This window comes from Mycobacterium appelbergii (assembly GCF_032883035.1).
GTDB lineage: Bacteria > Actinomycetota > Actinomycetes > Mycobacteriales > Mycobacteriaceae > Mycobacterium > Mycobacterium appelbergii.
On sequence record NZ_JAMQTH010000005.1, the window covers coordinates 127,509 to 141,019 of the forward strand.

The window sequence follows — 13,511 nt, forward strand, 5'->3', positions numbered from 1 at the left end:
ACTCAACCGAGTCGATATGCCTGAATTGCTGCATCAAAAACGTGACCACAACTGAATCGAACGTCCTCGCCGTCATCCGCCCAGACTCTGAGCGGTGAGCTCGGAGCCGGCCTGAACTACAACGTTCGGCAACTACGGATTCGTTGGTTGTACCTGCGTGCTCGAGCGCCATGGCCCTATCTCACGGCGCTGGGCGAGCTGGCACTACCCGCGCCTTTTCAAGCTCGACGCGGCTGTGCTCACCGCATCGGTGACGTCCTTGACCATTGGGCTGTCGAGCTTCCAGCACTGCCAGTACAGCGGTACATCCAGGTGGTGCGAGGTAATGGGCACAAACGACTCGTCGACGAGTTCTTCGGGGTACATGCCCCAGCCCAACCCGGCCCGCACCGCCGCACCGAACCCTTCCGCGGTGGGGATGCAGTGAACGGGCCTGGCGATATCTCGCCGAAAGACTTTGCGTACCAGACGGTCCTGTAGCGCGTCATCTCGGTTCCACGCCAGCGACGGAGCCATGGCGGCGGCCTCTGCGGTGAAACCGTCCGGTAAATACCGTTCCACGTAGGCCGGGCTGGCCACCGGTACATACCGCATCACGCCGAGTGACTGCACCCGGCAGCCCGGCACCGGCGTGCGCTCGGTGGTCACCGCCCCCATGACTGCGCCTTCGCGCAAGAGCCGGGCCGAATAGTCCTGATCCTCGATCCGGATATCGAACATCACTTCCGACAGTTGCTCGAACACCGCGGTGAACCAGGTCGCCATCGAATCGGCGTTGACGGCCAACGCCAGTCGCGGTGACGCCGTCGCCCCACCACCCATCTCCGCGAGCGCCTCCGCCTCCAACATCGCGGTCTGGGCCGCCAAACGCAGCAACGGAACCCCTGCCGCCGTTGCCTTACATGGCTTTTCCCGCACGACGAGCACCTGACCCACCCGGGTCTCCAGTGCCTTGATCCGTTGACTGATCGCCGAAGGCGTGACATGCAGATGCTCGGCGGCCGCATCGAAACTGCCACGCTCGATCACCGCCGCCAACGCGGCAAGCTGCTGACCATCGATCTGCATGTCAGCAATGGTAACTATTTCGATGCATGATTAGCGACTCTTATGCGCGGTCCCGGAGTTTCAGTTTGCATCACTCGTGCGAACAAACGCGACTGTGGCTTGTGCTGCCGGCTAAGGCCTGAACAGTTCGTCTGCTGCTGCCAACTTGAATTGCGGTGATTCCACCTGCAGTTCGATGAGGTTCTTGAGTGTCTCGCGGCCTGCTCTACCAAGATCTGGATTGATCTCCAGTCGCTTGAGTGCATTCCGCTTCCACTGATCGATCCTCCATCCCGGCCACTCGGGCGGAATAACGAAATCGCCGGGTTCCACCAGAACGGGGATGTTGTCCGCTATGCATTGGGCAGCGCGGCGGACGTCGTCTGGGTGCAGGCCGGTGTAATAGCCGCTGTCAACTGAGAAGACGGCTTTCACCTTCGCAGAACGCCCGGCCGCATCGCTGACAAGCGCACTGACGTTCATCTGGAACATGTCGCCTGGTGAGGATGTCAATGTGAGCGAGCGTCCATCACCGGATATCGCACATCCAAGCGTGAACGTGCGGGGTCCGAGGTCAACGGCGAGGCTCGTCGTGCCTGTCGTAAGCGGTTTGTCCTCGACAGCCCAATCGATCTGTGGCCCTGGTCCACCGAATCCCACGGCGACGACACCGAAGGTGACGCTGGTCGTTGTTTTCCAACTGCCGAAGCGCAAGACGTTCCCGCACATGTCAGTCTGCGTGCGGTTTACGTGGCCGCCATCATCGATGACGGTCGCCTGTGGCTCCGATTGCGTCAGCTCCGCGCCCCATGGCATCCACTCGATGCGAAGCGCGCCGCCGGCGTCAGTGGTCACTCTCACGGATATGCCGGAAGAAGTGCCGTCGGCCCATCTGAGCAGAGGGGTTTGGCTGCCAGCGGTCCACACCGACGATCCGCCATAGGTAAGCGAGGGGGCTCCTAAATGCGCGACGTCGTTACCGCTGATTCGCCAAACCAGCACTCCGTCGCCCGCAACCCCGGAATCATAAATCCTGCCAGGCAGGCTCGGCCCACGCCGTTCGAAGAGGAAATACTCGTTTTCGCGTCTCGCTATGTCCCAAAGAATGATTGACTCATCCGATCCGGTACTTACAACTTCTGATCCGGCGGCAGCCATACTGCGTATCTTTGGCTTTACCCAGCCGAGTTGCAGCTTGTGCCAGGAGTCTAGGTGCACAGCGACTTGGTCATTTGAGTCGAAAGAATATCCACTCATGAGCGTGAGAAGGTAGTTGCCTCCATATCCATACAGGTCAACCGTCCCGAGCGAATGCGACAGTTCGTGCGCTATCTGGTAGAAGGGCGTTAGCGGCCCGGCACCTGCGACGTGCACGGTCAGCACAGTCGGCTGTGGAGGGTTCCCGATCATCTTGAGCGCCGCGTAGTTGTCTCGATTCGCTGGCTGCGCAGGATATCCCGCAATATGGTAATTCTCAAAGATGACGACACAAAGTTCTTCTGCGGTTATCTCTTTATCGTGGTTCACATCCAAACCAACGAAGGTTCCCTGAGGTACCTGTTCGAGTATGGTGCGCCAGCGAGTTTCGGGTTTATCACCCAACCCCGGGACCCATTCTCCCATCGCAAGCGGGCCGACGACGCCGATTCCGTCGAACCTGAACCGGTGGTTGCTATTTTCCCAGAAATATTCACGCAAGCTCGCAGGGTTGGTTCCGCTGAATGGGCGCACGGGCGTCCCAAATCCGAGATCTCGATAGTAATTCGGCGGGTGGTAGTCAGAGAATGGCGGGAAGTCAGAGTATTCCGCCAAGACGATCAGAAGAGGCCGAGTTCCGGATGCGGCCCGACCCCGCTGGAGCATTGCGCCGCGCCCAAAGTCCACAAGTGTTGGTGCCTGTGTCATGTTTCCCCCCAATATTTCACGACAGCTACCGACTTCATGGCCGTCGCTCCCTTCGCTGAGTGATGTGGGCAAGCCACAACCACATCGTCATCGTGGGCGCCGTCTACAGCACGAGTAGTGAGCTACCTCAATTCGCACAGGACACGTTCCGGTCTGGGACGCCGGCTTGACGACCTAGGATCCCGGATATGGAGCAGCAAACAACTGCACTACGTTTGCCGGTGCCCGGGCGGCGGTGGCGCCACCGAAGTGCGGCATTCGGAGTAGCCACGGGCGTCGCGGTGAGCATGCTGGGGGCGTGTTCGCCGAACTCCGCTGCCCCGGAGGCTGACGTGCCGTTGCAATCGGGTGCACAGACCGCGATTTCGGTTGATCCGATGGGTGTCAGCGGGATAGCGGTCGGCCCGAACAATGTGGTGTACCTCGGCGGTTCGGGCGGGTTTTCGACGCTGACACCAGATTCAGCGCAACCGACTCCGCTGAAACTCGCCGAGCAGCCTGTGGTTACGTCGATGGCAATGGCGCCGGATGGCACGCTGTCCTTCGTCACGCTCGGAGGTGCCATCGAGAGCATCAGCCCCGGGGCCACCACGGCCAAATCCCTGCCGTTCGACAAATTCCAACAACTCAGCAGTATTGCCGTGGCGCAGGACGGCACTGTCTACCTCGGCGACAATGAGCACGACAAGCTGTTGATGCTCGCACCCGGGGCCAGCGCCCCGACCGAGCGTCCCGTCGATGGTGTCGGCGGGTTGGGGCACATGGTGATCGACGGTGACGACAACGTGTATGTGTCGATGCGGGGCAAGATCGTGAAGATCGCCAAGGGCGCGACTACTGCCGAGTCGGTCGCCGGGGCGACCGATCATGCAGGCGGCCTGGCAGTCGACGCTGCGGGCAACCTGTATGTCACCGATTTGCAGGCTAAGACCGTGTCTCGAATGTCTGCCCGAGGAAGCGATTGGGTCCAACTACCGTTCAGCGGTCTGCAGACTCCGGCCGATATCGCCGTTGACGGTGACGGCAACGTTTACGTCATCAACAAGCTGGGCAGCGAGATCGCCAGGCTCGCTGCCTGACCAACCAGTGCGCCCCCTACAACGTCACGCGCGGATCCAGCTCGTCATTGGTGACCACCTGGATGACAGTGTCTTTCTTCACCCCCAGCATCGCGGCGGCTGAGAACACGATCCCGACCACGCCCACATAGAAGGCAACCAGCGACCATTCGGTGTCGGTGATCACGAACATCGTGATCAGGGCGCTGGCCAGAATGGCGCCCGGTTGCCCGATCGCCGTCACCAACGCGGCCCCGGTTGCCCGTGCGTTCGCGGTGAAGCTCTCGCCCATGTAGAACACCAGCGCGGAGTACGGGCCGATGAGGAAGAACAGACCCAAACCGTAGGCGAGCACAATCAGCGGCGTCGACAGTGGCGCGAAGAGCATCAGCGTGAAGAACACGGCCGACGCGAACCAGCCGAGCACCACGACGTTCTTGCGACCGAACCGATCCCCGGTCCAGCCGTGGAAGATATATCCGCCGGCCGCAATGAGATTCGAGAACACCACGATGATCAGCGCGTTGGAGAACGATACGTCGAGGCCCTTGGTGAGTACGGTGGTGCCGAGCACGCTGAAGGTCTGTACTCCGAACCAGCTCAAGAAGTACGCGAGCGAGAGCATGACCGTGTTCCGCCGATTCTGCACGGAGAACAACTCTCGGATCGAGCCTCGCTGGACGTTGGACAGCCCGTACTTGGCGGCCAGAGCGTCGGCCTGTTCGGTGTCGCCGCGCTTCTGCAGATCCCGCAATTCCTTCTGGATCAGGAACTGTGGGGTCTCTTTGAGGCCGCGACGCATGAACAGCACGAGGATGGCGGGAAGCGTCGCCAACAGGAAGAGGGCTCGCCAGTCGAACCACGGGGACAGGACCGCCGCGAAGCCGGCCGCGAGCAGGGCCCCGATCGGCCAGCCGGACTGCACGAACCCATAGACGAATCCGCGGCGTTTGGTGACGCTTTCGTCTTCACTCAGTGCGTAGATCTCATTGAGGTAGGTGGTGTTCACCGCTTGCTCACCGGAGCCCACGCCGCCCAACGACCGCACGGCGACAACTGATGCGAAGTTCGTGGTGGCTGCGGTGGCCGCCGAGGCGAGGGCGGTAATTCCGACCGTCGCGAGCATCCCTTTCCGGCGGCCGAGCCGATCGGTGATCGGCCCCATCAAGAAGACCGTCAGCGTCGTTCCCACAGCGATCAGCGTGACCGCGGAGGAGGCGGCCTCATCGGACCATCCGAAACTCTCTTGGATCTCGGGCAACATGGTCCCGAACAAGATGAAGTCGAAAACCGCCAGTGTCCAGGCGAAGAACGCGAGGACGGTGCCGCGCCTGGTCTCCTTTTTCGATACGGTGAGTTTTCTCCACTCGTCGGCAACGCTGGGCGTCATGCCGACGCTCTCTGGGCTGCTCATATTATTTCGCCACCTCCGCTCGTTCACAGGTCAGGCAGTGAACGTCGTCGGGTGCACTCGTCGGTGCATCGAATTCCACCGCGACATAGGATAATCCACAGTTCGAGCATTCGATGCGGGTCTGCCACGTATCCCCCAGGCATTGCTCGAGCGCTTCTGCAGCGCCACTAGAGGCCCGCTTGGCGGGCCTGGCCAGCATGAGAATGACCTGTGCGCCCACCGCCACCACCAGGGTCACGAGCGGTGCCAACTCGGCGAGAGTCTCTGGCACACCGGGTAGCTCGATCAGCAATCCCCCGGTGATCGTCGCAATGAACCAGCTGACAACTCCTAAGTCGAGCGCAACCGTTTCGGAGTTCCGGAACCTGATGCGAGTGTCGTGGAACTTGTACTTCGCGACGAAATAGTGGGTGAAATAGATGCCTACCCAGGCGACGAAAATGATTGCAAGCCAATCTAATGCGACCGAGATGTAGCTGAACACGTCGGTGAGCATCAGCAGGAAGGCCAGTAACCCGATTCCGAACACCGCCACGAACCGGGGCAACCGCGATCGGAAAACCGCGCCCCAGACACGTGACGAGTTCAGGCTGGCGATGTACATGTTGACCACATTGATGCGCAGTTGGCTGACGATGATCGCCAACAGCCCGAACAAACCGAGGGTTGCGATGAGGGCGTTGACGACACCGACTTCCGACGGTGGCACGTCGGGAGCAACCACCCGTGACAGGTACATGCCGATGGTCGCATTCGCCACGTACGTGACGAGATAAAACACCCAGCCAAACGACACATTTGAGTTGAACCGAACATCGGAGACCTTGCCGAAGCGCGCGAAGTCGATTTGATCGACGAGCAGCAGCCAGATGGCCATGTACATGATGTAGACCTTCAGCCAGCCCGGCAGCGTCGTCGCGTCGGGAGTGCCCGAATAGGCCAGCCATTCCATCGACCCGGAACTCTGTATCGCGGCAATCACCACGGCGGCCACCAAACCGACGATGTAAATCGGTAGCAGCACGGTGCTGAGCTTGCTGAGCCAGCTTTGCACGCCGCCCAGAGCGAGCGGCACCACCGCGAGGAGGACGACGGCATACCAGATCTGGATTCCGGTGCCGTCAAACCACAGGGCCAGCGCATGGGCGAGGATGCTGCCTTCGACGACCGTGTAGAAGAGCGCGCCGATCGCGATGAGCGTGACAGTGAGGTTGGCGCCCCGCCTACCGAAGATCTGTCGGGATATGAGTGACGAGCCAAGGCCGGTCTCCGCCGACACCCTCACAAAGTGAGGTGTGAGAACCGCCATCGTCAGAGTGGCGAGGACCAGCCCGATCAACGCCTGCTTGGTGCCGGCGATATCGGCCGACAAGGCACCGTAGTAGATGAAGACGATCGCACTCGCGTTCAACCACCACGTGCCCGCCATCTTCCAGCGAGGGACCCGCGCGGTCGGTGGGACGACATGGCGTGAGTACTCGTCGCGCGCCTGCTCCTCCACCACACGCGGATCATCGTCGTGGCGCGTCACCAGTTTTTCTGTCGAGACGAGTATTTCGCCGTCGGGGCGATGTTCACTTTGCATCCGGGTTCCTTCAGCTGAGCAGACGATGGCAGAAGACGTGCACGAAACAAGAACACTGACAAGGTTTTCCACTGCACTGTGGCGCCGCCATGGCACACCCGCCGAAATGAACGGGCGGCGAAGTGAACACGAGCACGAGGTGTTCAGATACGAGCGGTAACTTAGCTGTGGCACGCGCCACCCGTCAAGAGGAACGTCGATGATCGACGTTGCGTCGCCGAAGTATTCGATCCACACCCGGCCTACCGGGGATGGACGGGGGCCTGGGTCATCGGCGCCAGGCCGTCCATCGGATTGGCCATATTGATCCCGATCCACTCGGACAGCGAACCCACCACCTCCCGAATCTGGTCGGAGGCATAGTGGCCCTTGTCCCATGCCGCGAAAAAGTCGATGACCAGCGGCTTCCCGTCGCGTGTGATGACCCGGCCGTCCAGGCCGAACAGCGGCGGCTCGGTCACGATCGCCCAGCCGCGCCGGGAAGCGGCCAAGGCTTGTGCCATCGCGCCCGATTTCGTCTCCAGCAGGGCTGCCGGGATCAGATCAGCGGCCTGAAGCGCCTGGTCGAGGACGCGCCGCGTCGCGGTGCCGTAACTCGGCACCACGATGGACTCGGATGCCAGTCGGTCGATCTCGATGGCCTGCACCGCCGGTGGGACGGAACCCTCGACGAACTGGCACGTCAACGGCACTTTGCCCAGGTGAACAGCACAAAAATGCCCCGGCGGCGGGCTCGTGCTGATGGCGAGGTCAATGCTCGGATCGGTCAACATTTCGTAGACATCCGGCGGGTACGCGTCGCGGATGTCGGTGATCGGGGCACACGTGCCCGCGACGAACGGCGCGACGATCGACGTGACCGTTGCCGGTGGGCACACCGCGGTGAGCGCCAGGGATTCCGACGCCGACAGCGAATGCATCAGCGCCGAAGCCCGGTGCACACGGCCGATGATGTCGACCGCGATCGGCAGAAAGTGCTGCCCGGCAGAACTGAGTTGCAGGCCAGCGGATGTCCGGCGGAACAGGTCGACACCGAGCTCCCGTTCCAGCGCCGAGATCTGCCGCGACATCGACGGCTGGGTCACATGGCACCGGGCCGACGCCGCACTGATCGAGCCGGCCTCCGCGACCGCGATGAAGTAGATCAGTACCCGATTCTCCATGTGCCATCTCCGTCCAGTTGGCCTGTGTCCGGCAGGTTAAACCTGTCGCCGGGTTACCGTCGATACCGCGCGTCGACTAGCCATTATGCCTTCCAGGCATAGGGCTGCGGCTCACTAGGCAATGGACAAGCCCGGTGGGCCGGACCACATACTGGGTCACCCGTCAGACCCGGCGCTGCACCGCTGGGCCCGGCGTTGTGAAGCGAGCACAACCGCGACGGCATCGATCGCCGTCAACCCTCGTCGGCAACCGCCGATCAGCAAGAACGGATTAGTCACCCATGCCCTACCGCATCTCCGCCGACACCGGCGGAACGTTCATCGACGTAGTCGTCGGTGACGAGACAGGCCGGAAGACGATCGGAAAGTCGCTCACCACCCACGATCGGGTGTCGCGCGGCTTGCTCACGGCCATCGCCAATACCGGAGAGACCCTGGGTATTTCACCGACGGAGCTCTTGGACCGAACCGATCTCTTCGTCTATGGGACCACGCGGGCGACCAACGCCATCGTGACGCGCAACGCGGCCAAGACCGCGTTCATCACGACCCGCGGGTTCGGCGACACGCTGGTGCTGAAAGAGGGCGGCAAGCACAATGGGCAGGATTTCTCCAAGTCCTATCCCGACCCCTACATACCCCGTTCGCGCACATTCGAAGTACCCGAGCGGATCTCGGCCGACGGCCGCGTGGTCGAGGCGCTCGATGAACGCGACGTACGCCGGGTCCTCAAGGAAATCGGCGACCGGCAGTTCGAGGCGATCGCCGTGTGCCTGCTGTGGTCGGTGGTCAACGCCGACCACGAACAACTAATCGGCGAGCTGATCGCCGATGAGTTGCCCGGCGTGCCGTTCACGCTGTCCCACGACATCGCGCCGGTGGTCCGCGAATATCGACGGGCGTCTGCCGCCGCCATCGACGCATCGCTCAAACCCCTTATGCAGAAACACTTCACGGAGCTCGAGACCGACCTCCGAGAGGCCGGTTATAAGGGCCAGTTGTTGGTGTCGACGTCGGCGGGCGGGGTGATGAGCATCGACGAAGTGGTGCGCGCACCAATCAATTCCGCGAAGTCGGGACCGGCGATGGCGCCGCTGGCCGGGGTGACCTACTCACTACTCGAAGGGTGTGGCGGCGACATGATCGTCTGCGACACCGGTGGCACCACGTTCGACGTCGGGCTGTCGCGCGACAGTGAGCTCGTGTACACCCGGGAAACCTGGCTGGGCACGCCATGGGAGGGTGATCTTCTCGGCATCTCGTCGGTCGACATTCGTTCGGTCGGCGCGGGCGGGGGCTCGATCGCCTGGGTAGACGAAGGCGGCCTACTGCGCGTCGGCCCGCAATCGGCCGGATCTGAACCCGGCCCGGCCTGCTATGGCAACGGCGGCCGCGACGCCACCGTATCCGACGCGGCCTGTGTGCTCGGCTATTTCGATCCCGATTACTTCCTCGGCGGGAAGATGACCCTCGACCGCGACGCCGCCGAGCGCGCTGTCAACACGATCGCCGAGCGACTCGGCATCAGCACTCTGCGGACGGCCTGGGGCATCCTGGCCCTGGCCACCGACGGCATGGTGAAGGCAGTTCACGAGATCACCGTCTCGCAGGGCCTCGATCCCAAGGAGAGCGCGGTCGTCGCCGGGGGCGGCGCCTCGGGACTCAACATCCTGCGTATCGCCGCTGAGCTCGAGGCGACCCGGGTGATCATTCCGAAGACCGTGTCCGCACTGTCCGCGACGGGCATGCAATTCGCGGACATCCTGAAAGAAGAGTCGTCGTCGTGCATCACCAGCACCGACCGGTTCGACTACGCGGCAGTCAATGCCACCCTCGACGCACTCGAACACAAGCTGCGCGATTTCGCGTCCCGCATGGATGTGGACGACGCCGACATCACCCTCGAGTACTTCACCGAGGCCCGGTACGCCGCCCAGGTGTGGGACCTCGACGTGCCGCTGACCTCGGAAAGGTTCACCAGTGCACGCGATGTCGAGGGTCTGATCAAGCAGTTCGGTGCGGTGCACGAACGCGTCTTCGCGATTCGCGACGACGAAGCGATCGTCGAGTGCCTCAACTGGAAAGCCCGACTGACGGTCACGATCAGTTCGCCGCCTCAGCCCGAGGTCGGTCCATCGGTGCGGCAACAGCCCAATGCTTCCTACACTCGGCCTTGCTATTTCGGTGACGATGACACCATGGTCGACACTCCGATCTTCAAACCTGAGGTGCTGCCGCCCGGCGCGATGGTGCATGGTCCAGCGATTGTGGAGGAACCGACCACCACACTGGTCGTGTACCCAGGCCAGACCATCACCGTCAGCCCCTCGGGAAATTACCTTCTCAGCGACAAAGCGAGTGCCTGATGACTACTACTCCCCAAACATTCGACGCCGTGCAGACGGCGGTGATCGCCAACCGGGTCGACGGCATCGTCCGCGAGATGACGAACACACTGTTGCGGTCGGCACGGTCAGCCGTGATCAACAGCGCCCGTGACTTCTCCTGCGCGATCACAACTTCCGACAACAGGCTGTTGGCATGCGCGGAGGGACTTCCTGTTCACATCTTCGGCGCGCAGTTGCAGACCGCCTCGATGACGCGTCTGCACCCCGACCTGGCCGAGGGAGACGCATATCTCGACAACGATCCCTATGTCGGCAGTTCGCACGCCGCCGACCACACCATCCTGGTGCCGGTTTTCATCGACGGCGAGCACATGTTCACCGCGGTCGCCAAGGCCCATCAAGCCGATATCGGAAACTCGATCGCCACGACGTACCACGCGCGGGCGCGCGACGTCTACGAAGAGGGCGCACTGCTGTTTCCTGTCGTGAAGGTCCAGGAGAACTACCAGGACCGGGCAGACATCCTTCGCATGTGCCAGTACCGCATTCGGGTTCCCGAACAGTGGCGCGGCGATTACCTCGCCGCCGTCGGCGCCACCCGCATCGCCGAACGTCGACTGAAAACCCTGTGCGACAAGTACGGCAAGCAGGCCATCAGACGGTTCCTCGACGACTGGTTCGCGTACTCCGAATCGATGATGCGTACCGCGATCAAGAAGCTGCCCGAGCAGACATTACGCAACAGTGGACGCCACGACCCCTTCCTGCCGTTCCTTCCCGACGGACTGCCTTTCAATGTCGAGATCGACATCCGCCCCCGCACCGCCGAGATCGTCGTCGATATGACCGACAACGTCGACAATGTCGACTGTGGGTTGAACATGACCGAAGCCACCACGACCGCGGCGGTGATGGCCGGGATCTTCAACTGCATCGGAAAGGACATCCCGAAGAATTCGGGCTCGTTCTCACCGATCACCGTGCTCCTGCGCGATGGCGCGGCGGTCGGCAAACCGAAGTTCCCGCATAGTTGTTCGGTCGCGACGACCAACCTCACCGACCGCGTCGTCAACTGTGTCGGAAGTGCTTTCGCGCAACTCGGCGACGGCTACGGCCTGTCCGAGGGTGCGGTGGGCGTCGGCGTCGGAACCTCGACCGTGTCCGGCAACGATCCGCGCAACGGTGGCGCTCCATTCGTCAACCAGATCGTCGTGTTCGCGAACGGCGGGCCGGCCAGCTCAGAGGCAGACGGCTGGCTGACGTTCGGGCTGCCGGTGATCAGCGGCTTAATGTACCGCGATTCGATCGAGATCGACGAGATCAAGATGCCGCTGCTGTACCGCCATGTTCGGGTGATGAAGGACAGCCCCGGGGCCGGGCGGTACCGGGGCGGCGCCGCCGTGGAAGCCGAGTTCGGGCCCATCGGCGATGCGCCGATCACCGTCATCTATCCGTGCGACGGCCAGGAGACTCCGCCCAAGGGGGTGCTGGGCGGAGCGGACGGCCAACTCGCCGAAGGGTGGGTCGCCACGGCCGACGGCACCCGAACCAAGCTCCCGCCGAACGCGGAGGTGCAGATTCAACCGGGCGAAACCATCATCGGCATCGATTCCTCCGGCAGCGGTTACGGCGATCCCCTCACTCGTGACCCGGCCGCCGTCCTTCACGATGTCGTCGAGAAGTGGATCAGCCCGGAGACAGCCGAGAGCACCTACGGGGTGATCCTCATCGAGGGTGAGCACCCGGGCCGCTACCACATCGACCAGACCGCAACCGATCGACGACGCTCCGCTATGACAGGAACCAACCGATGACCACATCCCCCGCCATGCACAAACCGCTCGTCGGCGAGGAACACGATCACCGACTCAACGCGCTGCGTGCGCATCTCAGTGACAACGCGCTGAGTGCCGTCGTCATCACGTCCCCGGAGACCATCTTCTACCTCACCGGCTATTCCTCGACGGCCTACTACATGCCCAGGGCGCTGATCGTCACCCACGAAGCCGTGGCCGCGGTTGTCTGCGACGTCGAAGACGGACCCCTCTATACGAACAGCGTGGTAGACCAACACTATTCATGGTCACTCCGTCAGGATCCCGCCAATGCCTTCGCAACAGCCCTCACCGCCACGGTGCCGGCCGGGCACGCCTGCGGTATCCAGGCGGGCGTCAACTTCTCGACAATCTTCACACCAGAGGTCTACGCCGCGGTGGTGGAGCACTGTGGCCGTGTGGTCCGCGACGTTCAGATCGACCACCTGCGCAAGGTGAAATCCCCGTCCGAACTCGCCAACAGCCGCCGGGCCGGCGCACTGGCCGCGGCCGGTCTCCGCCGGGGCCTCGACGCCCTCGGTGCCGGCGTCACCGAGTTGCAGATATCCACCGAGATGCTGGTGGGCATGATCGAGGAGGGCGGTGAAGTCCCCGCCAGCTACCCGTACACGTACTTCGGACCCCGGTCATGGCGACGGATGGAGCTTCCGTCACACCGGGCGCTGCAGAAAGACGAACCCTATTACCTCGAATGTGGCGCAACCGCAGGCCGTTACGGAGCCTCGATCCTCCGCACCGGTTACGCGGGCACCGCACCCACCGAACTCCGATCCATCCATACCGCGGCGGTGAGTGCGTTCGAAGCGATGCTGGGAGAGCTTCGTCCCGGCGTGCGGGCCGGCCACATCGATGACGTCGCGACCTTGGCGCTCCAGCAGCACGGGTTGGCCGACAGCCGGATCAACAAGGTGGCGTACTCGATGGGGGTCGGCTTTCCGCCGGGCTGGGGGGAAGCCGCTGTCTTCGACCTCCATCCGGCCAACGACCGACTTGTCGAGGAAGGCATGGTGTTTCACCTGGTGTCTCTCCTGATGTCCGAGACCTTCGGAGCCGTGGGTATCAGCGAGACCGTCGAAGTCACGGACGCCGGCGCACGATCACTCACCGAGTGCAGCAGAAGCCTGCGCGAGGGGCATCTTTGATGCAGAGGGTTGAT

Annotated in this window: 9 protein-coding genes; 4 read left to right on the forward strand and 5 right to left on the reverse strand. The window is 62.6% G+C overall.

The window, feature by feature from the left end; translation table 11 throughout:
- Positions 1–204: 204 nt before the first annotated feature.
- Positions 205–1,068, reverse strand: a complete 864-nt coding sequence (locus tag M1247_RS13060) for a LysR family transcriptional regulator ArgP (RefSeq protein ID WP_317156767.1) — start codon at positions 1,066–1,068, stop codon at positions 205–207.
- A 111-nt stretch (positions 1,069–1,179) separates the two neighbouring features.
- A complete protein-coding gene (locus tag M1247_RS13065; protein WP_317156768.1) occupies positions 1,180–2,745 on the reverse strand; it encodes a metallopeptidase domain-containing protein in 1,566 nt (521 codons plus the stop codon).
- Between the two features lie 395 nt (positions 2,746–3,140).
- On the opposite strand from M1247_RS13065, the gene M1247_RS13070 reads away from it, so the two are divergent.
- A complete protein-coding gene (locus M1247_RS13070) occupies positions 3,141–4,031 on the forward strand; it encodes an NHL repeat-containing protein (RefSeq protein ID WP_317156769.1) in 891 nt (296 codons plus the stop codon).
- A 16-nt stretch (positions 4,032–4,047) separates the two neighbouring features.
- On the opposite strand, the gene M1247_RS13075 is transcribed toward M1247_RS13070, so the two are convergent.
- From M1247_RS13075 to M1247_RS13085, 3 genes are read right to left on the reverse strand one after another with little or no spacing between them, the layout of a single operon-like run.
- On the reverse strand, positions 4,048–5,424 hold the full coding sequence (locus M1247_RS13075; RefSeq protein WP_317156770.1) for an MFS transporter: 1,377 nt from the start codon (positions 5,422–5,424) through the stop codon (positions 4,048–4,050).
- A gap of 1 nt (position 5,425) precedes the next feature.
- The gene (locus M1247_RS13080) at positions 5,426–7,246 is read right to left on the reverse strand and encodes a purine-cytosine permease family protein (RefSeq protein WP_317156771.1); all 1,821 of its coding nucleotides are present in this window, start codon (positions 7,244–7,246) and stop codon (positions 5,426–5,428) included.
- 5 nt (positions 7,247–7,251) lie between these two features.
- Positions 7,252–8,172, reverse strand: coding sequence for a LysR family transcriptional regulator (locus tag M1247_RS13085; protein WP_317156772.1), 921 nt, complete (start codon positions 8,170–8,172; stop codon positions 7,252–7,254).
- A 281-nt stretch (positions 8,173–8,453) separates the two neighbouring features.
- Between M1247_RS13085 and M1247_RS13090 the strand changes: the two genes are divergently transcribed.
- The 3 genes from M1247_RS13090 to M1247_RS13100 are packed head-to-tail and all read left to right on the forward strand — an operon-like array spanning position 8,454 to position 13,497.
- Positions 8,454–10,538, forward strand: a complete 2,085-nt coding sequence (locus tag M1247_RS13090) for a hydantoinase/oxoprolinase family protein (RefSeq protein ID WP_317156773.1) — start codon at positions 8,454–8,456, stop codon at positions 10,536–10,538.
- On the forward strand, positions 10,538–12,334 hold the full coding sequence (locus M1247_RS13095; RefSeq protein ID WP_317156774.1) for a hydantoinase B/oxoprolinase family protein: 1,797 nt from the start codon (positions 10,538–10,540) through the stop codon (positions 12,332–12,334). The genes M1247_RS13090 and M1247_RS13095 overlap by 1 nt, the downstream gene beginning before the upstream one ends.
- A complete protein-coding gene (locus M1247_RS13100) occupies positions 12,331–13,497 on the forward strand; it encodes a M24 family metallopeptidase (RefSeq protein ID WP_317156775.1) in 1,167 nt (388 codons plus the stop codon). Before M1247_RS13095 ends, M1247_RS13100 begins: the two co-directional genes overlap by 4 nt.
- The last annotated feature ends 14 nt before the right edge of the window (positions 13,498–13,511 follow it).

What these genes read in the sequence shown, in the direction of transcription:
- M1247_RS13060 (WP_317156767.1), bottom strand. Translation starts at nt 1,068, where the DNA reads ATGCAGATCGATGGTCAGCAGCTTGCCGCGTTGGCGGCGGTGATCGAG.
- M1247_RS13100 (WP_317156775.1), top strand. Translation starts at nt 12,331, where the DNA reads ATGACCACATCCCCCGCCATGCACAAACCGCTCGTCGGCGAGGAACAC.
- M1247_RS13090 (WP_317156773.1), top strand. Translation starts at nt 8,454, where the DNA reads ATGCCCTACCGCATCTCCGCCGACACCGGCGGAACGTTCATCGACGTA.
- M1247_RS13095 (WP_317156774.1), top strand. Translation starts at nt 10,538, where the DNA reads ATGACTACTACTCCCCAAACATTCGACGCCGTGCAGACGGCGGTGATC.
- M1247_RS13070 (WP_317156769.1), top strand. Translation starts at nt 3,141, where the DNA reads ATGGAGCAGCAAACAACTGCACTACGTTTGCCGGTGCCCGGGCGGCGG.
- M1247_RS13085 (WP_317156772.1), bottom strand. Translation starts at nt 8,172, where the DNA reads ATGGAGAATCGGGTACTGATCTACTTCATCGCGGTCGCGGAGGCCGGC.
- M1247_RS13075 (WP_317156770.1), bottom strand. Translation starts at nt 5,424, where the DNA reads ATGAGCAGCCCAGAGAGCGTCGGCATGACGCCCAGCGTTGCCGACGAG.